General features: G+C 48.6%; 23 protein-coding genes. 11 read left to right on the top strand and 12 right to left on the bottom strand.

The window, feature by feature from the left end; translation table 11 throughout:
- Window positions 1-3 precede the first annotated feature (3 nt).
- Complete coding sequence (locus K384_RS01440; RefSeq protein WP_051633005.1) at window positions 4-2,199, bottom strand: peptidase domain-containing ABC transporter; 2,196 nt, start codon at window positions 2,197-2,199, stop codon at window positions 4-6.
- 79 nt (window positions 2,200-2,278) lie between these two features.
- Here K384_RS01440 and mnmD point away from each other — a divergent pair, with 79 nt between their 5' ends.
- A complete protein-coding gene (gene mnmD, locus K384_RS01435; protein ID WP_038028643.1) occupies window positions 2,279-2,962 on the top strand; it encodes a tRNA (5-methylaminomethyl-2-thiouridine)(34)-methyltransferase MnmD in 684 nt (227 codons plus the stop codon).
- A gap of 2 nt (window positions 2,963-2,964) precedes the next feature.
- On the opposite strand, the gene K384_RS01430 is transcribed toward mnmD, so the two are convergent.
- Complete coding sequence (locus K384_RS01430) at window positions 2,965-4,158, bottom strand: M20 metallopeptidase family protein (RefSeq protein ID WP_394330436.1); 1,194 nt, start codon at window positions 4,156-4,158, stop codon at window positions 2,965-2,967.
- 51 nt (window positions 4,159-4,209) lie between these two features.
- Between K384_RS01430 and K384_RS01425 the strand changes: the two genes are divergently transcribed.
- From K384_RS01425 to K384_RS01415, 3 genes are all read left to right on the top strand, one after another.
- Window positions 4,210-4,719, top strand: a complete 510-nt coding sequence (locus tag K384_RS01425; protein ID WP_038028640.1) for a shikimate kinase — start codon at window positions 4,210-4,212, stop codon at window positions 4,717-4,719.
- Between the two features lie 22 nt (window positions 4,720-4,741).
- Window positions 4,742-5,464 (top strand): SAM-dependent methyltransferase, encoded by a 723-nt coding sequence (locus K384_RS01420; protein WP_038028637.1) that lies wholly within the window; start codon window positions 4,742-4,744, stop codon window positions 5,462-5,464.
- Between the two features lie 89 nt (window positions 5,465-5,553).
- Window positions 5,554-7,254: a PorP/SprF family type IX secretion system membrane protein gene (locus K384_RS01415; RefSeq protein ID WP_038028634.1), complete on the top strand. Its 1,701-nt coding sequence runs from the start codon at window positions 5,554-5,556 to the stop codon at window positions 7,252-7,254.
- Here the strand turns inward: K384_RS01415 and K384_RS13550 are convergent.
- The gene (locus tag K384_RS13550; RefSeq protein ID WP_038028631.1) at window positions 7,246-8,028 is read right to left on the bottom strand and encodes an RMD1 family protein; all 783 of its coding nucleotides are present in this window, start codon (window positions 8,026-8,028) and stop codon (window positions 7,246-7,248) included. The genes K384_RS01415 and K384_RS13550 overlap by 9 nt on opposite strands.
- 154 nt (window positions 8,029-8,182) lie before the next feature.
- On the opposite strand from K384_RS13550, the gene K384_RS01405 reads away from it, so the two are divergent.
- Window positions 8,183-10,450, top strand: coding sequence for a sodium-translocating pyrophosphatase (locus K384_RS01405; RefSeq protein WP_051633004.1), 2,268 nt, complete (start codon window positions 8,183-8,185; stop codon window positions 10,448-10,450).
- 82 nt (window positions 10,451-10,532) lie between these two features.
- On the opposite strand, the gene K384_RS01400 is transcribed toward K384_RS01405, so the two are convergent.
- A complete protein-coding gene (locus K384_RS01400) occupies window positions 10,533-11,387 on the bottom strand; it encodes a DUF58 domain-containing protein (protein WP_038028630.1) in 855 nt (284 codons plus the stop codon).
- Between the two features lie 192 nt (window positions 11,388-11,579).
- Here K384_RS01400 and K384_RS01390 point away from each other — a divergent pair, with 192 nt between their 5' ends.
- From K384_RS01390 to K384_RS01380, 3 genes are read left to right on the top strand one after another with little or no spacing between them, the layout of a single operon-like run.
- Complete coding sequence (locus K384_RS01390) at window positions 11,580-12,869, top strand: sigma-54 interaction domain-containing protein (protein ID WP_038028626.1); 1,290 nt, start codon at window positions 11,580-11,582, stop codon at window positions 12,867-12,869.
- On the top strand, window positions 12,850-13,365 hold the full coding sequence (locus K384_RS01385; protein ID WP_038028624.1) for an LptE family protein: 516 nt from the start codon (window positions 12,850-12,852) through the stop codon (window positions 13,363-13,365). Before K384_RS01390 ends, K384_RS01385 begins: the two co-directional genes overlap by 20 nt.
- A gap of 49 nt (window positions 13,366-13,414) precedes the next feature.
- Window positions 13,415-14,068, top strand: coding sequence for a flavin reductase family protein (locus tag K384_RS01380; protein ID WP_038028621.1), 654 nt, complete (start codon window positions 13,415-13,417; stop codon window positions 14,066-14,068).
- A 39-nt stretch (window positions 14,069-14,107) separates the two neighbouring features.
- Here the strand turns inward: K384_RS01380 and K384_RS01375 are convergent, their stop codons facing one another.
- A complete protein-coding gene (locus tag K384_RS01375) occupies window positions 14,108-14,479 on the bottom strand; it encodes a hypothetical protein (protein WP_157630005.1) in 372 nt (123 codons plus the stop codon).
- A 12-nt stretch (window positions 14,480-14,491) separates the two neighbouring features.
- The gene (locus K384_RS01370) at window positions 14,492-14,998 is read right to left on the bottom strand and encodes a hypothetical protein (protein WP_157630004.1); all 507 of its coding nucleotides are present in this window, start codon (window positions 14,996-14,998) and stop codon (window positions 14,492-14,494) included.
- A 132-nt stretch (window positions 14,999-15,130) separates the two neighbouring features.
- Between K384_RS01370 and K384_RS01365 the strand changes: the two genes are divergently transcribed.
- Together K384_RS01365 and rsmA are read left to right on the top strand one after the other, a co-directional pair.
- The gene (locus K384_RS01365) at window positions 15,131-15,772 is read left to right on the top strand and encodes a hypothetical protein (protein ID WP_038028614.1); all 642 of its coding nucleotides are present in this window, start codon (window positions 15,131-15,133) and stop codon (window positions 15,770-15,772) included.
- Window positions 15,759-16,532 (top strand): 16S rRNA (adenine(1518)-N(6)/adenine(1519)-N(6))-dimethyltransferase RsmA, encoded by a 774-nt coding sequence (gene rsmA / locus K384_RS01360; RefSeq protein ID WP_038028612.1) that lies wholly within the window; start codon window positions 15,759-15,761, stop codon window positions 16,530-16,532. The genes K384_RS01365 and rsmA overlap by 14 nt, the downstream gene beginning before the upstream one ends.
- A gap of 60 nt (window positions 16,533-16,592) precedes the next feature.
- Here rsmA and K384_RS01355 read toward each other — a convergent pair whose 3' ends face one another.
- From K384_RS01355 to K384_RS01330, 6 genes are all read right to left on the bottom strand, one after another.
- On the bottom strand, window positions 16,593-17,264 hold the full coding sequence (locus K384_RS01355; protein ID WP_157630003.1) for a hypothetical protein: 672 nt from the start codon (window positions 17,262-17,264) through the stop codon (window positions 16,593-16,595).
- A 300-nt stretch (window positions 17,265-17,564) separates the two neighbouring features.
- Window positions 17,565-18,821, bottom strand: coding sequence for a sulfate adenylyltransferase subunit 1 (locus K384_RS01350; RefSeq protein ID WP_038028608.1), 1,257 nt, complete (start codon window positions 18,819-18,821; stop codon window positions 17,565-17,567).
- A gap of 29 nt (window positions 18,822-18,850) precedes the next feature.
- Window positions 18,851-19,750, bottom strand: coding sequence for a sulfate adenylyltransferase subunit CysD (cysD, locus tag K384_RS01345; RefSeq protein WP_038028606.1), 900 nt, complete (start codon window positions 19,748-19,750; stop codon window positions 18,851-18,853).
- Between the two features lie 35 nt (window positions 19,751-19,785).
- Window positions 19,786-20,484, bottom strand: a complete 699-nt coding sequence (locus K384_RS01340) for a phosphoadenylyl-sulfate reductase (RefSeq protein ID WP_038028603.1) — start codon at window positions 20,482-20,484, stop codon at window positions 19,786-19,788.
- A gap of 110 nt (window positions 20,485-20,594) precedes the next feature.
- Entirely contained in the window at window positions 20,595-21,389 is a 795-nt protein-coding gene (locus K384_RS01335) for a DUF3108 domain-containing protein (protein ID WP_038028600.1), read from the bottom strand.
- Window positions 21,390-21,454: 65 nt separating this feature from the next.
- Window positions 21,455-22,489 (bottom strand): aminopeptidase, encoded by a 1,035-nt coding sequence (locus K384_RS01330; RefSeq protein WP_051633002.1) that lies wholly within the window; start codon window positions 22,487-22,489, stop codon window positions 21,455-21,457.
- A 43-nt stretch (window positions 22,490-22,532) separates the two neighbouring features.
- On the opposite strand from K384_RS01330, the gene K384_RS01325 reads away from it, so the two are divergent.
- Window positions 22,533-23,030 carry a regulatory protein RecX gene (locus K384_RS01325; protein WP_051633001.1) on the top strand — a complete coding sequence of 166 codons (498 nt, stop codon included), beginning with the start codon at window positions 22,533-22,535 and terminating at the stop codon, window positions 23,028-23,030.
- Window positions 23,031-23,077: the final 47 nt, after the last annotated feature.

The following is a 23,077-nucleotide window of genomic DNA, read 5'->3' as shown; positions in this document are numbered from 1 at the left end:
ACATCATACGTTTTCGGTCATAAATGCACGGAAGTGACGCTCATTCATTAACTCTTCGTAGGTTCCTTCGGCTACAACCTGTCCTTTTTCCAATACTATCACCCGTTTTGCCAAAGACAAGAAAATAGGGTCATTCGACAACATCAACAGGGTCCATGGGTGCCTTTCCTGGGTGAGCCACTGCAAGATGCGCTTCTTCTCGGAGTTTTGCATTTCTTGGAAGTGGTCTATAATAATCAGCAGTTTAGGCTTCGACACGATGCAGCGTGCCAAAATGAGTTTATGACGCTCGCTGATAGAGAGCGGGCGCCCATCTGCCAAAAGCTCGGTATGAATGCCTTTAGGCAGGCGGCCTATGACGTCGGCCAGTCCCATAACTTCTATGGCTTCATACACGTCTTTCATCTTTACATTGGGCTTGCCCATGACAATATTTTCCAGGATGGTGCCTGCAAAGACTTCATCTTCGGAAAAGTTGTTTTCCACTACTGCGCGCCACATGTCCACATCAATATCCTTGAGTGAAAAGCCATTGACGGAGATATAGCCTTCGTATTCCACAAAGCCGGTAAGCACCCGCATGAGTGTATGCTTGCCCGCACCTTCGGGGCCTGCAATGCATATGGCTTCTCCCGGCAAGGCAGTGAGGGTAATTCCTTTTAAAATACGCTTACTGGAATTGTAGGAAGCACGCACGTCCTCCATTTGTATTTCCAAGCCTTCGGGATAACGATGAAAATCGACCAGCACACCGTGGCGCTTTTCCAGGGGCAAATCGGTTACCTGCGCTATTTTTTCCACTGCCGTCAGCGCATCGTAAACGGTGGGCAGGCCCAACACCAGCTTTTCAATGGCATTGACCACCAAAATAATCATCACTTCGGAAGCAACCAGCTGTCCTAAGCTGATTTGCCGCTCCACCACAAGGGTGCTCCCCAGTATCAACAAGCCCCCAACAATGATGATTTTGAACACCAACACAAACAAGTATTGATTCACCAGCACTTTGAAGTGCTCTTTGCGATAATACAAATAGTAGTTTACCAGCTCGTCCATCTTAGAGAGGGGCAGCCGGCTGCTTGTAGATAAACGAAAAGAGCGCACGGTGCGGGCTATCTCTTCCAGCCAATGGGCAATTTTGTATTTATAGGTTGACTCCTTGATGGAAGTGTACAAGCCACGGTCGAAGGTATAGTAAAGCAAGATGCCAATAAACAAAAAGGTAAAGAATATCAACCCCAAGAAAAAGGGGTGGTAAAGCGAAAGCAACAACAGCCCGAAAACCACTTGCAAGGCGGCTGCCGACAAGTCAACCAGCAGTTTGGGAAGCTCTTTTTGCAGAATGACCACATCGAAAAAGCGGTTCATGAGCTCCGGCGGATAGTATTTTTTCAAAACCGAAGGTAAAATTTTGGGGATGCGATAGGCAAACTCAAACGCTGCCTTGGCAAAAACCCGCTGCTGAAGAATTTCCACCAGCCAAAGCTGCATCAGCTGCAAGCCACCCGATGCCCCCAAGCCCACAATCACCAAGGCTATGACAACAATCACCGAAGTCAGTATTTTTCCACTGGAAATCAGCCGGAAAGTAGCTTGCACACCCAACGGCAGCGAAAGGGCTATTAGACCGGAAATGATAGCATACACATAAATGTAAAGTAGAATATGCCGCTCACTTTTAAGCAAAAGAAGCAGGCGCTGAAAGGGAGTCAAAGCCTTTTTTTCCTCATACTCCTTAAGAGCATAGGGCATGGGGAAAGCCGTCAAAGCTATGATTTTGTCATTGAGCGACACATCTACCGGGTCTTCGAAGCGTATATAAACGTTCAGGTCTTTCACCTCACGCTCTTTCCATGCTCCGCTTGTTTCGTCGAAATACTCTTCTACAACAGTCTTTGACCCTTTCTTTTTTAAGATGACGGGCACAATCTCACCATTGGGCAAATAGCGGAACAAAATAATGGGGGAATCTGTCTCGTAAAAGTAAGCCAAGAGCTCATCATTACTGTATCCATGCACGACAATGGCAAGGTGCAGGTCCTCGCCTCGATCGATGATGGCACGAATCCACCCATCGGGGCTCAGGTCCCCTTCGGTACGCTCGTTTTGAATGCGTTCCAGCTCTGACTCGGGAAATTCAGCCATTTTTTCGCGCAGGTGAAAAGCCACCCGGCGCACAAGCCTTTCAGATAAAAGCATAGTTTGCTATTTTCGACGTATCTTTGATTTTATACAAAAGTAGTTATTTTAAAAGTTTCTAAATAAGTGTTTTCCCAAAATGCAAGAAGCCCCCATCAACGCTCCTCTGCTTGAAACACAAGACGGTTCGTTCACACTGCGCCATCCTTTGCTGGGCGCTACCTACCACTCCACACACGGCGCACTGCAAGAATCCATGCATGTGTTCATCGAACAAGGGCTTTTGTTTGTTGCAGAACGCCAAAGCAAGATAAAAATTTTAGAGATGGGCTTTGGCTCCGGCTTGAATGCCCTGCTGAGCCGCATCATCTTAGAAGAGCGGCTTCCCTCACACTGCCTCGCTTATGAAGGCATAGAAGCCTACCCACTGGCTCTTGAAACCATACGCGCCTATCCGCTGCCTCCGGCCCTTAGGGCTTGGCATCCCGCTTTCATCGAACTGCATGAAAAACCATGGGCACACGCTTTCGCTTGGGGGGCACGCATGCAGGTAATGAAACACCACATCACATGGCAGGCGTTTCAAAGTGAGCATACTTTTGACCTTATTTACTACGATGCCTTTGCACCTTCGGCGCAGGCAGAGCTATGGGACACGGCAAGCGTGCAGAAGCTGCATGCCTTGACTCACCCGGGCAGCGTAGTAGTCACTTACTGTGCTCAAGGTGCATTTAAACGCCTCTTAAAAAGCCATGGCTTTGCCGTGGAAGCACTGCCCGGACCACCCGGCAAACGGGAAATGACCCGGGCAATACGGTTATAGAATCATTGCCGGAGTTCGGTAAGTGCCAGCCACGCCATCAGGCCGGCCCCTATGGGCAGCGCTGCTTCGTCTATATCGAAAGTGGGCGTGTGCACCGATGACACAATGCCACGCGCTTCATTGCGTGTACCCAAGCGGTAAAAACAAGCATCGGCTACTTGGCTGTAGTAAGCAAAGTCCTCGGCTGCCAGCCATAAGTCCAAATCTACCACGTTTTCTTCACCCAAATACTCAATGGCGGCTTGCTTGGCTCTGCGCGTCAATTCGGGCGCATTGTAAAGGAAAGGGTAGCCTTTGCGTATTTCCACCTCACAGCGGGCGCCCATGCTTTCGGCTATGCCGGTGGCCATTTGTCTAATGATGTCGTGGGCTTGAGCACGCCACTGTTCATCGAAAGTGCGGAAAGTGCCTTCGAGGTACACCTCATTGGGAATGACGTTGGTAGCTCCATTGGCTACCACTTTTCCAAAAGTGAGCACCGTAGGCATTTTGGGGCTGCTGCGGCGGCTGACGACTTGCTGCAAGGCCACGATGATTTGCGCAGCAATGGCTACGGGGTCAATGCACAGCTCGGGCATGGCACCGTGCCCGCCCTTCCCTATGACGCGCAAATACAACTCATCGGTGCTTGCCATGTACATGCCTTCACGAAAGCCAACCTTGCCTACCGGAATCAAGGGCATGACGTGCTGGCCTATCACTGCCGAAGGGCGCGGGTTTTCCAAAGCCCCCTCTTTTATCATCAAAGAAGCCCCTCCGGGAATGCGCTCCTCGCCGGGCTGAAAAAGAAGCTTGACAGTACCCTCCCAGTGGTCTCTGCATTCATACAACAAACGGGCGGCGCCCAGCAGGCAAGTGGTATGCACATCATGCCCGCAGGCATGCATAACCCCCGGGTTCTGCGAGCGGTAAGGCACATCATTGGCTTCTTCAATGGGCAGGGCATCCATATCGGCACGCAGGGCTATGGTCTTTTTCTCCGGATTTTTGCCTTCTATCTTCGCCACAATGCCCGTGCCGGCAATGCCTGCCTCAAAGGGAATGCCTATATCGCTAAGACGGCCGGCTACATAACGTGCCGTTTCGTGTTCTTGAAAAGAGAGTTCAGGATGTTGATGCAAATGCCGGCGGATGGCTACCAGCTCACCGGTTAGTGCTTCGGCTCTTTGCTTGATTTGGTCTTTCAGTGATTGCACAGCTTTTTGTTTATTTTTGGGAAAAATAAAAAGCTTAGAGCAGAGAATCAAATGGTCGTTTACTTGATAGGAATGCCCGGTGCAGGCAAAACCACTTGTGGCATGGCATGGGCACGCTCCATGGGGTACAAGTTCTATGATATGGACGTGTTCATTGAAGCACTGCACGGGCAGAGCATCCCGGCACTGTTTGAAGCATCGGGCGAAGCGCAATTCAGGGAAATAGAGCGCCAGGTGCTTCATCAGATTAGTCAAGGAGCGAACCGTATCATAGCTACCGGCGGCGGTACGCCCTGTTTTTTCGACAACATGGCATTCATGAAAAAAAATGGCTTGGTGGTATTCCTGGATTGCCCGCTTGAAAGCATCATACAGCGTCTGTGGCATGGGCGGGCGCAACGTCCGCTTTTAAAGGAGTGCGATACGGAAGAGCGTCTCCGGCGCTTTGTAATCGAGCTTTATGAAAAGCGCCGCCCTTTTTACGAACAGGCACACCTTCGTTTGCATCAGTATGATTCCAACACCTTCCCGGCAGCACTGCGCTCTGCCGTTCGTCAATAGTCAAAACTAAACCGGCAACCATATGGGCACCAATACATCCGGCACACTTTTTTTGATTCCATCGGCACTGGCAAGCGGCAGCGAGCAGGCAGTCACCACGCCGCAGGTCATTGAAGTGCTGCGCCACGTGCGTTGTTTTTTTGTGGAAAATGTGCGTTCTGCCCGCCGTTTTATCAGTGCTTTGAAAATAGGCGTTGACATTGGCGCTCTGGAGTTTTACGAGTGGCATAAAAAAAGCGACTTTCATAGCTTGGATGCCCCGCTGAAAAAGCTGCTGGCAGGCACCGATTTCGGCGTGATATCAGAAGCCGGCTTGCCGGCAGTAGCCGACCCCGGTGCTCAAATTGTGGCATGGGCCCATCGCCATGGGGTAGCCGTGCGTCCGTTGACAGGCGCTTCTTCCATTTTTTTAACACTTATGGGCTCGGGACTGAATGGACAGGCTTTTTGCTTTCATGGTTATCTGCCCATAGACAAGGGCGCACGTGCCCGGAAGCTGAAAGAAATAGAGCAGGCTGCCCGGCAAGGCGCTGCTCAAATATTTATGGAAACGCCTTACCGGAACAATGCTTTGCTGGAAGCCGTGGTCAAGCAAGTACAGCCCGACTTGCACCTGTGTATTGGGGTAAGTTTAACTTCCCCGGATGAGTGGATATTTACGCAGCCTGTCAAAAGCTGGAAGCAAAACCTGCCCGACTTACACAAGAAGCCGGCTATTTTTATATTGGGACAACCTTCAAGATAAACATTTGCAACATTTTCTTCGTAAGAAGCCTAAGGCTTTCACAATTTTTGCTATCATTGTAAGATAGGGTAGGTAAAAATGCATTTTTTATGCCGGCAACTATACGCTTTTTAAGTTTGTATTTGATTTCTTTTTGCATGCTGGGGAGCTTTCATGCCCTGAAAGCTCAAAATGTGTTTTTCACACAGTATCAACAATCCCCTTTGTTGACCAACCCGGCTTTACCTGCCACCTCTGACGTCATGTCGGCAAGTCTGCTCTATAGGCGCGAATCGGTGGGTGGTGGCACTACCTTTGCCACGCCTCTCTTGAGTCTCACCTACCCTCTGTATAAGCGTTTCGAAGACACCTTGGGTTACCGCTGGGCAGGCATAGGTGCCACCGTACTGAGCGACCAAGCCGGTGCTAATGGATTGCTGCGTACTTCCGGGCTGAAAATAGGTTTTTCCTACCTATGGAAGCTCTCCGACAGCAGCCATCATTACATAAGCATTGGAGGGCAAGCCGGCTTCTTTCAAAGAGCACTGAACCTGAACAGCCTCACCACAGGCAGCCAATGGAGCGGTGGCGGTTTTGACCCTACCCTGCCCAATGGCGAAAACATAGAAAATGCAGCCGTGTTTTTTCCTACCGGTGATGTGGGACTTCAATGGCGTTGGGACGACAGCATACGCCGCCCCATAGCTTCTGCCGGTGTGGCACTTATGCAAATCAATCAACCCAATACTTCTTTTATTGGCGGTGACGACAAGCTGCCCATGACCTTGGTTGCCAATGCTTCGTTCAAAGCCATTGAAAAATACTCGGTGTCTTTGCATCCGAATGCCCGTTACATTATGGCTTTCAACGGTCCTTCACAGCTCAATGCAGGTCTAGGCGTATTTTATCATTTCAACAAAGAATGGGACCCCGACTCCTTGCTTTACCGTGAAGCCACCCTGGGCGTCAATGTATGGTACAACCCCGATGGCGTAGTGACTGCCGGTATTCAGCTCGAGCACCAGCGTTATGCTTTTAGCTTCAGCTATGACTTCAATATGCCTTCGGCCGAAGCCCTCAGTGTGCCGCAAAATGCTTTGGAGGTGCAAATAGGCATCCGGCGTGATTTCGGATACAAGAAGCGCCCCATCAAGCGCATAGTGCCTCAACCCGATACCCTCTTGGTAGAACAAAACCTGCCCGACAGCTTAAAAGATTTGGCGCCACGCTTCTTGCGCCTGGATGCGGAACTGGTTTATGCCAAGCGTGAAGACGTAGAGCTGGCAGAAGCCGAATATAATTTATTGTTGCGCAGTATCTTGTTTCACTTTGGCGAAACAGAGCTAAGCCCTGGCAGCCGCTTGTTCTTGGATCGCTTGACCACTATCCTGAGTGCCAACCCTGACTTAAAGCTGGAAATTGCCGGCTATACCTGTAATACCGGCGACCGCCGCACCAATGTCAAAGTATCGGAAGCACGCGCGTTGGCTGTATGGAGCTACTTCGTGAAGGCGGGCATATCCCCCGACCGGCTCTTGCTACGGGGCTGGGGCGACCTCAACCCCGTGGCCGACAATGCTACGGAATCGGGACGCATACGTAACCGGCGCGTGCAGCTGCGCCTTGTAAAAGAAATGCCGGGTCCGGAAGCCTTCCGTGCCGAAGGCGAGGAGGCAGATCTTCCCGAGGAGCAGCCGGATATCGAAGCCGTACCTATCGATGACGTGCCTATCGATGACGTGCCCATAGATGACATTCCCATAGAAGATCTTCCCGAGGAGGATCAGCCCGAAGAGCCGGATTCAGAGTAGTTTTTCCAACAAGAGGTTGACAACCTCTACCAAAATCAAAATAATGATAATCCATTCCAGACGACTGCTTTCGCGATGGTGGATAAGGTCAGTAAAGAGCGTGAGGTTTTCTTCTATGATGCGCAGCTTATAGTCCATGTCGCGAAAGCGGTTGTAAATATCAAAAGACTCTTTGAGACGGCTGTTCAAACGGCTCAAATCGGGGTCTTCCCACGTAATCAAAGGTTCATCGAGAATGTAGAGGTTATCCACAATGCTGTTTTTTACATTGCGGCAACGCCCGATGAAGCGCAGCAGGTTGCGCTTCGATATTTTTAAACGCCCGTTTTCTTCCAACTCATCCACATAGGCTTTGTTGGCTTTCAGCAGCTGCAGTGCCAGCTCTTCATAGAAATCGAGTGCTACAGACTGCGCCAAATTCAGGGTGATGATACGAATGTAATCGAGCGATAAGTCCGGAATCATCACCACATCGTCTTGGACGCGCGGCTTAGCCAAACGATCGTTTACTTCTACTTCTATGAAGTCCGAAAGAGGCTGTTCGAGTGCTGCTTCTGCGTGCTTTTTTATGAAAGCAATATGGTCGCTCATTTCTACCTCATCGAAACCATAAAAGGCAACCACACCGTAGTCGAAGACGTGCAGAAATTTTTTATCCTGCAGAATATACAACAGTTCGGCATTGGTGGCTACTTCGGGCGCAGCAGCAAAGCCTTGCCGCAATTGTTTGATGTGTATTTGCTCGGCTACCTGAAATGCAAATGCTTTTGCCATACATTTGTTTTTTTAAGTTTGAAAGTCTTTTTCTTTATAACCTTCGCCAAAGGTTATTGGAAAAATACAAGGATTCGTTTAGTCAAAATTACTATATTTGCAGGCATTTGCATGAAGTAAGTAACCTAAAAAACAACATAAAAACGAAAGCGTTATGAGTATTGACTTACTAATTTACTTAGTCCCTGCCTTAGGCGCAGTGGCTTTGTTCTTCACCTGGCTAAAAGCCGTTGAAGTAAAGAAAGCCGAACCAGGCGACGAGCGTATGCAAGGCATCGCCAAGAAAATTGCAGAAGGTGCCATGGCCTTTTTGAAAGCCGAGTACCGCATTTTGATTCTGTTTGTTTTGCTGGTGGCCGTCATATTGGGCTTGAGTGGTGCCAAAGAGGCAAGCTCTTCAAGCTTAATTGCCCTCTCATTCATTACGGGTGCTATCTGCTCTGCCCTGGCCGGTTTCATAGGCATGCGTGTGGCTACCCAAGCCAACGTGCGCACTACCAATGCCGCCCGTAACAGCTTGAGCCGTGCGCTGAAAGTAGCCTTCACCGGTGGTACCGTTATGGGCTTGGGCGTAGTAGGCTTGGGCTTGTTCGGTTTGGGCGTGCTTTTCGTGGTGTATTCTAAAATGTGGGGCATCAATGATCCGGCTTCTGTTCAAAAAGTTATCAACGTATTAACCGGCTTTTCGTTTGGTGCTTCTTCTATTGCACTCTTTGCCCGTGTAGGTGGTGGTATCTATACCAAAGCTGCCGACGTAGGTGCCGACTTGGTGGGTAAAGTAGAAGCCGGCATTCCGGAAGACCACCCGCTGAACCCGGCTACCATTGCTGACAACGTGGGCGACAACGTGGGCGACGTAGCCGGCATGGGTGCCGACCTCTTCGAGTCTTACATTGGCTCCATCATCGGTACCATGGTATTGGGTGTGGCATTCATGCAACACGGCTTGGCTGACGACTTCGGTGGCTTGTCTGCTGTGTTGTTGCCATTGGTGCTTGCCGGCTTTGGCATCATCGCTTCTATCATTGGCTCTTATCTGGTGCGTGTAAAAGAAGACGGCAACCCCCAAAAAGCTTTAAATACCGGTGAGTTCATTTCTGCTATCATCATGCTGGCAGCTTCTTATTTCATCATTGACTTCTTGCTGCCTGCCGAGTGGACTTTCGAAAACAAAACATACACTTCTCTGGGGGTATTCTGGGCAACCATTATTGGCTTGGTAGCCGGCTTGCTTATCGGTTTGATTACTGAATTTTATACCGGTACCGATACGCCGCCGGTACGTCGCATTGTGAAGCAATCGGCTTCGGGTGTAGCCACCAACATTATTGCCGGTCTGGGTGTGGGTATGCAATCTACTGCCCTGCCCTTGATTATCATCTCGGCTGCTGTCATTGGCGCTTATCAGCTTGCCGGGTTATATGGCATCGCCATTGCTGCTGTGGGTATGCTTGCCAACACCGGCATTCAGCTGGCTGTGGATGCTTATGGTCCTATTTCGGACAACGCCGGTGGTATTGCCGAAATGAGCGAGCTGCCCAAAGAAGTGCGCGAGCGCACCGACAAGCTGGATGCCGTAGGAAACACCACGGCTGCCATCGGTAAAGGTTTTGCCATTGGTTCGGCTGCCTTGACTGCCCTGGCTCTGTTCAGTGCCTTCAAAGTAACGGCAGGCATCAGCGCCATCGACGTATCGTCGCCCGTAGTAATGGCCGGTTTGTTTATTGGTGGCATGCTGCCTTTCCTCTTCTCATCTATGGCTATGGATGCCGTAGGACGTGCCGCCCAGTCGATGATTCAGGAAGTGCGCCGTCAGTTCAATGAAATTCCTGCGCTGAAAGCCGCCTTGAACGTAATGCGCAAAAACGAAGGCAAAGACATGAAGCAGTGGTCCGATGCAGACCGCAAGACTTTTGAAGCTGCCGACGGCAAAGCTGAATACGGACGCTGCGTGGAAATTTCTACCAAAGCTGCTTTGCGTGAAATGGTACTGCCCGGTATCATTGCAGTAGTCACCCCCGTACTGGTCGGTTTCTTTGGTGGTGCCGAAATGCTGGGCGGCTTGTTGGCAGGCGTTACCGTGTCGGGCGTATTGATGGCCATCTTCCAATCGAATGCCGGCGGTGCCTGGGACAATGCCAAGAAAATGTTTGAAAAAGGTGTGGAAATTGAAGTAAACGGCAAAAAAGAAATCTTCTACAAAGGTTCTGAGCCTCACAAAGCGGCTGTAGTAGGCGACACCGTAGGCGACCCCTTCAAAGATACTTCCGGTCCTTCGTTGAATATCTTGTTGAAACTTATGTCAGTGGTGGCTCTGGTAATTGCTCCTTATATTGCCATGGACAACGCCAAAGCTACACAACAAGCTGAAAAGCAAGCAAAGAAAGCCAAAGTAGAGCAGGTGAGCCAAAAGATAAAATAAGGGCTTATCATATTGCTTATGCACATAATTATTAAAGGCAGTGTGTTGATGCACTGCCTTTTTTCTTTTTGATTAGATGAATTCACCCCAATGCCTGCCACAAGACACGATGTATAGGCTCCTGTAAACGAAGGCGGTGGTAGTGCACGCCTGTCTGCAAACAGCTTTGGCGGGCTTCTTCGAGAAAAGCTTCCATCTTGGCCAAATACAGCTTCCGGTAGCTGTCGATATGCACCTTTTTTATCCGTTTGCTTTCCAGGTCCTTGAACACCAATGTCCCTTTCCACGAAGCATTGATTTCCTGCTCACCCAAAATATGCCAACAATGCACTTCATGCCCCAAAGCACGCAGCCGCTTCCACAAAGCTACCCATGAGGCAGGTGTATCGTATAAATCAGTAAAGAACATCCACAAGTGCTGTCCCTTGGTTGCCGGGACTTTGGTTTCCGCTAAGTCGGGCAGCTTTTCACCTGCGCGCATCCGGCTTAATTGATGCAACAAAGCATGCAGATGGTATAAGGCAACGCCCCCTTTGAGCTGCGCCTCCATGCTACCCCATACCCTCAGCCCTTCGCCCTGCTTCAAAGCAAGATAGCCGAGCGCTGCCGCCAGCAATTGCGCATAAGCCCACTTGGAGCGTCCGGCTTCTTCATACAACATGGAAGCAGACACATCCAAGACGCAATGCACTACAGTATTTGATAAAAAAGGCGACTGCCTGACCCACAGCTTCCGGCTGCGCAAAAAAGCCCGCCAATCTATTTTGGTTACATCATCGCCCGGCTGATAAGCCTTGAACTGCTCGAATTCCATGCCCTCATGCAAGCGGCCGGACAGGTGCTCACCGGCAAACAAGCCTTCTACACGATGGCGCAAGAGCAAGCGTAAACGGTTCGCCGGCAGATGTATTCCCTTCCATTCGTCGATGAAGCTCATTGGTTTTTGTTTGTTCAACTATATGACATGCGTTTTTAGTATGTTTTCATATACGAAAGAAGCCCGGCAGAAGACTATAGAGCTTCAACTATACCTCATGATAGCGGCACGCAATGAAGCTACACAAAAAGACAATTTGTCTTATCTTTGCATAAAGCTGACATTTTTTCACAAATAGTATAAGACGGTCGAATGCTGAGAAGAAACAAAGATTTTGATATACAGTCCATCAAACAGCGGTTTGGTATCATTGGCAACTCACCACTACTCAACCAAGCCATTGAACGCGCTGTATTGGTAGCTCCCACCGACCTCAGTGTGCTGATTCTGGGCGAGAGCGGTGTGGGCAAAGAGTCTTTTGCCAAAATCATTCATGAGCTAAGCCCGCGGCGCCACAACACCTTTTTAGCCATCAACTGCGGAGCTATTCCGGAAGGCACCATCGATTCGGAGTTGTTTGGGCATGAAAAAGGGGCTTTCACCGGTGCAACCGAAGCGCGCAAAGGCTTTTTTGAAGTAGCCGATAAAGGCACCCTCTTCCTCGACGAAATAGGCGAAATGCCTCTGGGCACCCAAGCCCGTTTATTGCGCGTATTGGAATACGGCGAGTTTATCCGCGTCGGTTCGTCCAAGGTACAAAAAACAGATGTGCGTATCATTGCTGCTACCAACGTAAACCTTGAGCAGGCAGTAAGGGAAGGCAAATTCCGCGAAGACCTCTACTACCGTCTGAGCACCATGACTATCTATGTGCCGCCTTTGCGCGAGCGTGGCAATGATATCTTTCTACTCTTTCAGAAATTTGCCATTGACTTTGCCGAGCGCTACCGCGTGCCCCCCATAGAGCTCACCGAAGACGCCATGGAGCTGCTGCGTGCCTACCGCTTTCCGGGCAACATACGGCAACTGCGTAACCTCGTCTATCAAATATCGCTGACAACGCCTCAACGCAAAATCAATGCTGAAATACTCAGCCGTTTTTTGCCGAAGGAAGAGCGTAGCATGGTGCCGATGCCGCTTCATACATCACAAAACAACGGTGCGCAGGACCTAAACGAGCGGGAAATTCTTTACAAGGTGCTCTTTGACATGCGGCGCGACATCACCGAGTTGAAAAAGCTGGTTTTTCAACTCATAGAACTGTCGGGCAGCCAAGCAGGTGAGCGTATCATCGAAGAACACAAAGAGCTGTTTCAGGATATTGACACCCAAGAGTTGCGGCGTGAAATGCGCCTGATCGGCACACGCTCAAGCTCAAAAGAAACAGAAAGCACACCGCCGACCATCGAACTGCCCGACAGTGACTCGGTCATTGAAATAGAAGCAGAAGAGAGCCTTTCGCTCGAAGACAAAGAAAAAGAAATGATAATCAAGGCGCTGAAAAAGCATAACCACCGGCGCCGGGCTGCTGCCGAAGAGTTAGGCATTTCGGAACGCACGCTTTATCGAAAAATAAAAAAGTATGGTTTGGAGAATCTGTAAAATCAATCCAGCACTCATATTGAGTCTTTTGTTGTTGCCCGGTCTTTATGGCTGTGGACATTATAGCTTTTCCGGCGTAAGCACCAACGCACAAAGCATCACCGTTGCTACCTTTTTTAATAACGCGGGCGCCGGCCCGGCCGATTTGGCACAAAACCTCACCATTCAATTGCGCGATTATTATCAGCGCAATAGCCGCCTGGCAGTAGTCAACGATGGAGGCGATTTGTATGTAGAAGGTGAAATCACCGGCTATTCAATAGCCCCCATTGCCCCCACCGGCAACGATCAGGCAGCCCAAACACGTCTTTCCATCTCGGTGCGTATCCGCTTTGTGAACACCTTGAACGAAGAAGAAAACTTTGAAGAAACCATCACCCAATATGCCGACTTCGACCAAGGGCTCAGCCTTTCCGATGTAGAAAGCAGCAAAGTGCAAGAGATTTTGGACAAAATCATTTTTGACATTTTTCAACGCACGGTTGCCAACTGGTAAGTCAAACATTTCCGGCTCAAGGTAGTTTTTTACAAAAAACACAAAGCACATGAGCCGGAAATATTTTTCTCAAAATGATATATTGGCGATGGATGTACTCTATCGCCGTACTTTTATGAACACATTGAGCGGCTTCAAGCCGGCTTTTCTGATTGGTACCACCAACGGACAAGGCACACACAACCTGGGCACCTTCAACTCAATTGTACACATAGGGGCCAACCCACCACATATAGGCTTTATTATGCGCCCGCTGACCGTGCCACGGCATACTTACAGCAATATAGCCAACACGGGACATTACACACTCAACTTGATTACGGCCGGTTTTGTGGACAAAGCCCATCAATGTTCCGCCAAATATGCGCAAGATGAGTCTGAATTCGAAGCCACGGGACTACGACCGTGGTTCAGCGAGTCGTTCCCGGCACCTTATGTCAAAGAAGCGCCGGTAAAGATAGGGCTCCGTTTTGCAGAAAAGCACCACATTGCAAGCAACGATGTGTGGCTTATAGTAGGCGAAGTGATGGAAGTGATTCTTGAACACGACGACCTCCTGCAAAACGACGGTTTTCTTGCACTGCATGAAGTCCAAGGTGTCAGTGCTCTGGGGCTGGATGCTTATTATTTACCTGCCCCTTTGCGGCGCTTCGCCTACGCACGCCCTCACCAAAAACTAAAGCAACTGCCTTTCAAACAATAAAGGCAGTTGCAGTTGACTTCACACCTTAAAGCAGCTTAATCACTTCTCCGCCTCTTTGTCATCTTGAGCGGCAGCGAGAAATATTTTTTGCTTCTTATGGTTGGGGCTTTGAGATTTCTCACTACGCTTCGCTCCGTTCGAAATGACAGGCTGCGTGGGGGTCGAGATGACAAGGTGTGCATAAGTTTCATTTGGTAGGGCAGCTTTACCGCTTATAGGCATGATGAAGAAATAGCTCTCCTTTAGTTGTTGTCTTTTGTCTTTTAAACTTCCCCCTTTGTCATTTCGAGCGTAAGCGAGAAATCTCTTTTTATATTGAGGGGTTTTGAGATTTTTCACTTCGCTGTGCTTCGTTCGAAATGACAGGCTATATAATGGAGAGTCGATAGAAGCACAATAGCCAATCAACACATTATCAACCTATTAGAAACTATAATTGATGCCGCCACGTATGATGGGGTTGGTAGTAGGTGTATTCTCGTTTTCAATCACATTCCATAATACCATAAATTGGGCATTGATACGGTCGGTCAGCTGTTGATTGTAACCGGCACCTACCGGCAATCCTACCACCCATGTGCGATCATAAGGCGGCAGCCCGTCGGCATCATTGGCGCGATCTTCCACATTCAGGCTTTCGAATTCAGCATGAAGAAAAAACCCTTGAAAGACGGTGTACTGCCCAAACAGGCGTGCACCAAAGCTATATTGCGCATCCTGATTGGTGGTTTTACTGTAATTGAACACAGGTGACACCCCTACTCTTGCCTTTCCCATTTGATACCCTAAAACAGGTGCGATATCGGCATAAGTGGTGTTGTTGTCGAAGCCAACACTTACATTGCCTCCGGTATATACCTGGGCTTGGGCTAAGGTAGCCATACATACAAACAAACCCGTCAGATACAGACTTTTGATTATTAATTTCATGGTTTTGAATAATTTGGTGAAAGTCAATATATCACAAATTCCATGCAAGGCTACCATGTTTATCAGCAAGACAAAGGAATATATTTGCAAAAGCCCTAACTTTGGGGGACAATAAAATAATTCCGGAAAGCCATGTATTTTTGGTCAGCACTTTTATTTGTGGTTGTGGCGGGCTTTACCTTTTTGTGGGTGTATGCGCGCCGTCAAAGCCGCCGTTATAACGAAAGGCTTGTCCGGCAGTTTGAAGCGCTCAAAAAACAGTTTGAAAAAGCAGAGCTACAACTACGCACACAAAGCAATGAAGTTTATCCGTTGCTCAAAACCGGCATGGAAGGGCGTGCCCTCCTCATTGAGCGCACACTACGCGATAAATTCAACTTCTTTGTCATTAACTTGCATACCGGCAACCCACAAGGGGTGCACGTGCAGCTTATTCCGGAAACGCACTACCATGGTTTGAAAGAGAAGGAAAAAGAAAGCTTCTCGCTGCTTCCGGATGCCGGTTGGGCATATGTAGGGCATGCCTCACTTGCTCAAACCATAGCCAAAGACTACCTGAACCCGCTCATGCAGCAATACCCCACACTCCGGGACTTATTCAGCACCTTGGTTATTTATCAACAAGCCATTACACTGGTTCTTTTCTCTTCTACCAAGCCCATAGCCTACGACAAGGTGTTGATGATAGGCAGCCGCCTGTGTCTGCAACTTGCCCGGCTGATAGAAGCGAACGACGCTCAAAACGAAAGCAAAGAAACGCATGGTCAAGCCTAAAAAACATTTAGGGCAGCACTTCCTGAAAGACGACAACATTGCCCGCAAAATAGCCAAGCAGTTAACAGGACATGGCAACTACCGGCAGGTGATAGAAATAGGTGCCGGTACGGGCGTGCTCAGTCGCTTTCTTTTAGAATTGCCCTATACCGTTTATCTGCTCGACATAGACCGGGAATCCATTGCCTACCTGCAAGAGCACTACCCCGGGCTGCATGCCCAAGGGCGCATTCTTTTCGATGATTTCCTTACGATGGATTTAAGCCCTTTCATACAAGAGCCCGTGGCCATCGCCGGCAATTTTCCGTATAACATCTCCTCCCAAATCTTTTTCAAAGTGCTGCAACACCGCCGGCATATTCCCGAAGTAGTATGTATGATTCAAAAAGAAGTTGCCGAGCGTTTGGCTGCCCCGCCCGGCAATAAGTCTTACGGCATTTTGAGTGTGTTGCTGCAGCGTTTTTACAAGATAGAATATTGCTTCACCGTGCCTCCCCATGTGTTTCTGCCGCCGCCCAAAGTGCAGTCGGCTGTTATTCGCATGCAGGCAGCGGACACACTGCAGCCCTTACGCTGTGATGAGAAGCTTTACTTCACCATCGTGAAAGCAGCCTTCAACCAACGCCGCAAAACCTTGCGAAATGCTTTGAAGGCCTTTTTGCCTGCCGGCAAGAGCCATAATTTCCTGAGCCGGCGCGCCGAGCAGCTCTCTCCTCAAGAGTTTGAATCATTATGTGTATGGTTGGAAGAAACAAAGTAAACACCCTCAAAACCATATCATTCATTAAAATCAAGCGTACATAAAGGTTTAGCAAACAGCTTACTTGACTTTATTCCGGCGAGAAAGAACAGTGACAACGGGCACCTCTCCACTTATTTCCATTGCGCTTACGTTGAAGTTGCTTAAAGTATTACCATCTTGGTCGGCGTCTGCCGGATCATCTTTCACGGATATACTAAATTTTAGCTTGCCGGAGTTCGCGTCGTAATTCCATTCATTTACTACAATATTATCTTGATTGGATAGTTCTGCATCTCCCATACTCAGATACTTCTCGTGCAGAACGGTAGAACTTATCTGCTTTTCCAATGCTCCCTCTATCCGGACATCACTTATTGTCGTGCGGTCACTTACATTCCCTAACGAAATACTCAGATAAAGGAAAGAGCCGTCAAAAGAAATTACATTGAAATATTCGTATAGCCATATATCGAGACTGCCATTTGCGTATCGAAAATAAGGAGTTTCCCCACGCGTCAGGCTCAGGGTATCATCGCCGCTGTCGCCGCCAAAATCGGTCACGCCATCGGAGAGTGTCGCCCCTTGCAGTATGACGGTCAATCCGGGGTTAAAAGTAAAATAAGCAGCTTCACCTTGTGCACCTTGCGGCCCGGGATCGCCTTTATCTCCTTTACAGGCAGATAATACACCAAATGTTATCAAAAAAATTATTGGCAATTTCATTTTACAAAGCATGAGTCCTTTAGTCAAGAATTAAATAATCCTTATAAAGGGCTCAATAAGGGTGCCAATCCTTAAACTTTTCTATTGATAATCCAAGTCTTTTCTTGAAAAGAGGAAAAGCGCCATAAAAAAACAATCTCCCGAGCGCCAAAGGCATCCGGGAGATTCAGCTACCACTACATATATAATCCGACAAGCGGAAATCTTATTTCTGATTTAATGTTACTACAATGATAAAAGGATTATTCCGGGCGCGCAAGCACTTCTCGACGAATGCATACTTTTATACGATAAAAATATAATTTCACTCGATTAACGTTCGTCGAATCATTCGTCCACACGCATCATCACGGCGGCTACCGTGTTGTACGTATTCGGATCAATGAGTATGGCACTGCCGGTAGCACGATTGATACGGTAATCATCAATACATAATTCTTCCGCCAGGCGCAAGCGCACACGTCCAATATCGTTCATAGCCAGAAGGGGCTGCCCTTCCATGGGCTGCAAGCTATGAATATCCGTTTTATAAACGATGTGCTCTACTTTGCATTGTATTTTTTTGCTATGGTGCTGCAACCAATATTTTCCACCTTGCATCAAAGGCTTTTGGTCGAGCCAACAGATGTCAGCTTCTACTTCATTCACTATGGCAGGCATTTGCTCCGGTTTGAAGATGTAATCGCCCCGTGAAATATCGATATCGTCTGCCAGAAGCAGGGTAGCAGACATGGGCGCTTGTGTTTCGTTGAGTGGCCGGTTGCCCAGCTCTATGCCGGTGACGGTCGTTACCATACCGGCAGGATATACCATTACCGTATCGCCTGCTTTCAACTCGCCGCTCATCATCCTGCCTGCATATCCACGATAATCATGGAAACGGTCATCTTTGGGACGAATAACATATTGCACCTGAAAGCGGGTCAGCCGGTAGTTGATATCATCGGTTACGGGCACCTCTTCGAGATGCTGCAACAAAGGCTTGCCTTCATACCAAGGCATGCGCCCCGATGGCTTCACTACATTGTCCCCTTTTAAGGCGCTCACAGGAATAAAGGTCACCTCTTGTACAGGCATGGACTGCGCCATTGCCCGGTAGTCTTCTACTATTTCTTCAAAACGCGCTTGTGAATAGTCCACCAAGTCCATTTTGTTCACACAAACCACAAAGTGAGGGATGCCCAACAGTGCCGAAATATAGCTATGGCGGCGGGTCTGCTCGGTCACGCCATGGCGGGCATCTATCAAAATAATTGCCAGTTGGCAGTTCGAAGCACCGGTTACCATATTGCGGGTGTACTGCACGTGTCCCGGTGTGTCGGCAATGATAAACTTACGTTTGGGTGTGTTGAAGTATTTGTAAGCTACATCGATGGTAATTCCTTGTTGGCGCTCATCGCGTAGCCCGTCGGTAATTAAAGACAGGTCGAGCTCATCACCGGAAAGTCCTTTATTTTTACTGGCACGGGCGATGGCTTGCATTTGGTCTTCGAGCAATGCGTGGCTGTCGTAGAGCATGCGCCCGATGAGTGTACTTTTTCCGTCATCTACGTTGCCGGCTGTCAAAAAACGAAGTATATCCATAGTTGTAATCCGGTTCAGAAGGTTTTTAATTAAAAATAGCCCTGTTTTTTGCGGTCTTCCATGGCCGCTTCCGATACTTGGTCATCTACGCGAGTACCGCGCTCGGTGGTTTTTGCCGCTTTGATTTCTTCTATCACCTGTTCTACGGTTTCTGCCTCTGACTCAACGGCAGCCGTGCAAGTCATATCGCCTACGGTGCGGAAGCGTACTTTCTTTTCTACAATTACGTCTTGTTCATCTTTATAGATGAAGTCAGAGTTTGCCAGAAGCTGTCCGTCACGCAAGATGCACTCGCGCCGGTGTGCAAAATACAAGGAAGGCAACTCTATACCTTCACGCAAGATATAATGCCATACATCCAGCTCCGTCCAGTTGCTGATAGGGAATACACGCATGTGCTCTCCTTTGCGTATGCTGCCGTTGTAGATATTCCATAATTCGGGACGTTGCTTTTTGGGCTGCCACTGCCCAAACTCATCGCGATGCGAAAAGATGCGCTCTTTGGCACGTGCTTTCTCTTCGTCGCGGCGTGCCCCGCCTATACAGGCATCAAAACCGTGGGCTTGGATGGTATCGAGCAATGTCACACTTTGCAAAGCATTCCGGCTGGCATATTTGCCTGTGGGCTCTACCACCTTGCCCTGGTCTATAGAGTCTTGCACATAGCCCACCACCAGGTCGGCGCCAATTTTTTCCACCAGCGCATCGCGAAAAGCAATGGCTTCGGGGAAGTTGTGGCCGGTATCTATATGCACCAAAGGGAAAGGCAATTTGCCCGGACGAAAAGCCTTTAAAGCAAGATGCACCAAGGTAATAGAGTCTTTACCACCAGAAAAAAGCAAGGCGGGGCGTTCGAATTGCCCGGCTGTTTCGCGTAATATGTGGATGGCTTCAGCCTCCAGGTAGTCTAAATAATCGAAGTATTTCATGGCATTGAGCAGTTAAAAAGGTCAAAAAAATAAGACTAACGAGCGTGTAAGCCGCACTCTTTGTGGCTTTGCTCCCACCACCAGCGTCCGGCGCGAATGTCCTCACCGGGGGCAACGGCACGCGTACACGGCTGACAGCCAATGCTTAAAAATCCTTGGTCGAAGAGTGGGTTGTAAGGGATATTGTGCTCTTTTACAAAAGCCTCTACTTGTGGGGTTGTCCAGTGCAATAAGGGCTGATATTTTACCATTTGGCGGCTTTCGTCCCATTCTATCAAGCGCATATTGCTGCGCAGCGGCGAATGCTCGGCTCTGATGCCGGTAATCCAGCAAGCTACGCCCTTCAACGCCCGGTTGAGCGGCAATACCTTACGAATAAAGCAGCACTCTTTTCTGTTTTCCACCGACTCATAAAAACTAAACATGCCTTTTTCATTGACCATGCGCTCCACTTCTTCCTGCGGTGGGAAATACACTTCTATGGTCTTACCATACTTTTTGCGGGTGCGCTCCAGCGTTTCATAAGTTTGAGGAAACAAACGCCCCGTGTCGAGTGTAAACACCCGGATAGGCAGATCGTGGCTAAAGATGAAGTGCGTAATGATTTGGTCTTCCAGGCTCAGGCTGGTAGAAAAAGCCACGCGCTCCTTAAAAGCCTCACTTAGTTCTCGTAAGGTGGCCACGATGTCTTGTTCATGCAGGCAAGCTTCTGCTTTTTTCATTAATTCATTCATAGCCCGTGCGGTTTTGTAGACTGCAAATATACAAGAATAAAACAAATTAAGGTCTCATTATGAGACCTTAAAAGCAGTTAAATATCAAAAAAAATACAAAAATGTTCATATTATTGTTTTTTCCTGAATGGCATAGGATGTTTCAGGTTTTTATACTGCTCAATATCCACCTCCACGGCACCAATCAGCAGTTCGGCAGCAATTTTCACAGGGATTTGGTTCTTGTCTGACGAAACCCACATTTTCACGGGGTGGGTACCTTTGAAGAGCTCATTGGGCGGCATGACGGGCGAGAGCACATGGCAGTCTATCCATCCAAATTTGGTTTCTACCTCTTCCGTGCCCAAGTAAATGACTGCCAAGTCGTAGATATCGTCTTCCAAGATGCCCGGAATGCGCAAAGTATCCCCTTTTTGATATTGGCTGAAATCCAGTGTACGCACATAATAAAAACCGCTCACCAGGTCTTGCACATAAGGGGGCGTTTTCACCACCGATACACCGTTTTCATCTTTTACTTTTGCCAGACGTTTCAAAGGGTAAAACTGCGTGGTTTCTTCTTTTTTATAGTTGCCCTCTTGTATGTTCCGGTAAAAGCGATGCGGGGCAATGGCTGCCGTATCGATATAAGAGCGCCAAAAGTCGCGTATTCGAGTAACCATTTCCAGCCCTCCGATGCTCTTACCATACACATCGACCCGGTAACAGGGGCGCCCATTGACAGAATATAACTTTTTGCTCATTTCAATGTGCGCCGTACCGGCATTCACAAACATATAGTGCACCAAATAATCGATTTCTTCTCCGGCTTGAAAGGCGTCGTGCTGTACTACACGGTAACTTTCTTTCCAGCTTGCCGCTGCCAGCAGTACCCACAAAAGCCCCAAGGATATTAACTTTTTCATAGCATTTTACTTTGTTCTAATTTATTCATTTTCAAAGATTGTACCAAGCCGGCATTTCTAAATTTTTAGTTTTTAAAATGTTGTATCATAGTAGCAATGTCCCGGTGAAACTTTTCGCGAAAAAGCTGCTGCAGTGTATCTTGATACCTGTAATAACGAAGCACATCACATAATTCCACATTGTTAAAAACCGGTGGATGCGCCCGCATACGCTCCAGTGTGGATGGGCTCAAAGGCAATGCAAGCAATGCCTTTTGCAATTGTGCATAAAACAATGTCTTGGTTTTCTGCTTCTCTTCATTGGTGAGGGCACGAAAGCCTTCGCTGCGATACAGACTATCCAAAGTCTGCGCTTGTTGTAAAAGGCAAGCGGTATAAAGCGCCCGGTCGTGCAAACGGCGCACATAGTTTTGATAAACAAAACTGTGCTTGCCGTAGTGCTGTGCCAGGAAGCGTTTAGCCCCTTCTTGCCCTACAAAGGAAGCGAGATTTTCGTTGAATTCCACACTATCGGCTAAGTAAACGCTTGCATGCGTGAGCTCGTGAATGATGAGCTCCGCCAATTCGCCTTCTTCGCGTGCCGTCATGGAAGACAACACCGGATCACTCAATATGCCCAAGGTGGACCACGCAGCTACTTCGCCAATAGACACTTCGTAGCCTTCGGCAGCCAAGCGGGCAGAGTCTTGCTCGGCATAGCGGCGCTCAAAGTGTCCTTTGTACGAAACCCGGCCCAGCACAGGAAAGTGCCAGTAGTAGTAATCCAAAGCATAGGGCGGTGCCGCAGTTACCACCCACAACACCGCTTTGCCCTGCGTATCATAAAAAGTGCGGTAGTTGTCTGTGGGCATCAACCCCAGTTGTGTTTCTGCAAAGCGTTTGATTTCTCCTATCAGATGCAAACGATAGCGCACTACCGGCGGCAGTGTGTCGCTTTTCCACACTTCTTCAAGGGGGACCGTATGCCATAAGATACGCAGCTGCCCTTTCAACTGGCGCCAACCATAGGGCAATAAAGGGGCATAATACAGCAACACCATGCCTGACAGCCCCACAAGCAACCACAGACTACGCAGCAGCCATTTCTTTATGTTCTTCACAAGCTTCGTAATTTTGAGAAAAAGAAGATAATCAATTTTTACGATGAGAAACTACCGCCGGCGTCCTCCACGTGCCATCCCCTTCGACGAAGTATATGCCAAGGCTTGCCGCTATTGCGCCTATCAAGAGCGCGCCCCGCGCGAAGTGGAGCAGTTTCTCAAAGACAAATTCACCCTTTCCGAGCAAGAGCGGCGCCAATGTATAGAGATGCTTATGGACGACGGCTTTCTCGATGAACGGCGTTTCGCATGCCTTTATGCACAAAGCAAATTCAGGCAAAAACAATGGGGCAAACAAAAAATAGCCTTCCATTTAAGGCAAAAAGGCATCGATGAAACGCTGATTGCCGAAGCACTTGACGGCATAGAGCCGGAGCAGTACGAGCGCTGTTTGCATAAACTGCTTCAACAAAAAGCAGCACAACTCGAAAAAACAGAAACCGACGGCCGGAAACGGAAGGCTAAACTCATCCGTTATGCCCAACAAAAGGGATATGAGATGGATTTCATACAAAAGCTACTGCAGGCTTTAGGAAATTAATGTTACTTTTGCTTTGAAGTACGGGCATTCCTGCCCGGCTGAAATTC

This window comes from Thermonema rossianum DSM 10300 (assembly GCF_000426825.1).
GTDB lineage: Bacteria > Bacteroidota > Bacteroidia > Cytophagales > Thermonemataceae > Thermonema > Thermonema rossianum.
Note: the sequence above shows the minus strand (reverse complement) of the source record. Positions and strands in the feature narration are given on the sequence as shown.

What these genes read in the sequence shown, in the direction of transcription:
- K384_RS01365 (WP_038028614.1), top strand. Translation starts at nt 15,131, where the DNA reads ATGTATTTTTGGTCAGCACTTTTATTTGTGGTTGTGGCGGGCTTTACC.
- K384_RS01380 (WP_038028621.1), top strand. Translation starts at nt 13,415, where the DNA reads ATGAGCCGGAAATATTTTTCTCAAAATGATATATTGGCGATGGATGTA.
- K384_RS01420 (WP_038028637.1), top strand. Translation starts at nt 4,742, where the DNA reads ATGGGCACCAATACATCCGGCACACTTTTTTTGATTCCATCGGCACTG.
- K384_RS01385 (WP_038028624.1), top strand. Translation starts at nt 12,850, where the DNA reads ATGGTTTGGAGAATCTGTAAAATCAATCCAGCACTCATATTGAGTCTT.
- K384_RS01400 (WP_038028630.1), bottom strand. Translation starts at nt 11,387, where the DNA reads ATGAGCTTCATCGACGAATGGAAGGGAATACATCTGCCGGCGAACCGT.
- K384_RS01390 (WP_038028626.1), top strand. Translation starts at nt 11,580, where the DNA reads ATGCTGAGAAGAAACAAAGATTTTGATATACAGTCCATCAAACAGCGG.
- K384_RS01340 (WP_038028603.1), bottom strand. Translation starts at nt 20,484, where the DNA reads ATGAATGAATTAATGAAAAAAGCAGAAGCTTGCCTGCATGAACAAGAC.
- K384_RS01415 (WP_038028634.1), top strand. Translation starts at nt 5,554, where the DNA reads ATGCCGGCAACTATACGCTTTTTAAGTTTGTATTTGATTTCTTTTTGC.
- K384_RS01440 (WP_051633005.1), bottom strand. Translation starts at nt 2,199, where the DNA reads ATGCTTTTATCTGAAAGGCTTGTGCGCCGGGTGGCTTTTCACCTGCGC.
- K384_RS01335 (WP_038028600.1), bottom strand. Translation starts at nt 21,389, where the DNA reads ATGAAAAAGTTAATATCCTTGGGGCTTTTGTGGGTACTGCTGGCAGCG.
- K384_RS01350 (WP_038028608.1), bottom strand. Translation starts at nt 18,821, where the DNA reads ATGGATATACTTCGTTTTTTGACAGCCGGCAACGTAGATGACGGAAAA.
- K384_RS13550 (WP_038028631.1), bottom strand. Translation starts at nt 8,028, where the DNA reads ATGGCAAAAGCATTTGCATTTCAGGTAGCCGAGCAAATACACATCAAA.
- mnmD (WP_038028643.1), top strand. Translation starts at nt 2,279, where the DNA reads ATGCAAGAAGCCCCCATCAACGCTCCTCTGCTTGAAACACAAGACGGT.
- K384_RS01325 (WP_051633001.1), top strand. Translation starts at nt 22,533, where the DNA reads ATGAGAAACTACCGCCGGCGTCCTCCACGTGCCATCCCCTTCGACGAA.
- K384_RS01405 (WP_051633004.1), top strand. Translation starts at nt 8,183, where the DNA reads ATGAGTATTGACTTACTAATTTACTTAGTCCCTGCCTTAGGCGCAGTG.
- K384_RS01425 (WP_038028640.1), top strand. Translation starts at nt 4,210, where the DNA reads ATGGTCGTTTACTTGATAGGAATGCCCGGTGCAGGCAAAACCACTTGT.
- rsmA (WP_038028612.1), top strand. Translation starts at nt 15,759, where the DNA reads ATGGTCAAGCCTAAAAAACATTTAGGGCAGCACTTCCTGAAAGACGAC.
- cysD (WP_038028606.1), bottom strand. Translation starts at nt 19,750, where the DNA reads ATGAAATACTTCGATTATTTAGACTACCTGGAGGCTGAAGCCATCCAC.
- K384_RS01370 (WP_157630004.1), bottom strand. Translation starts at nt 14,998, where the DNA reads ATGAAATTAATAATCAAAAGTCTGTATCTGACGGGTTTGTTTGTATGT.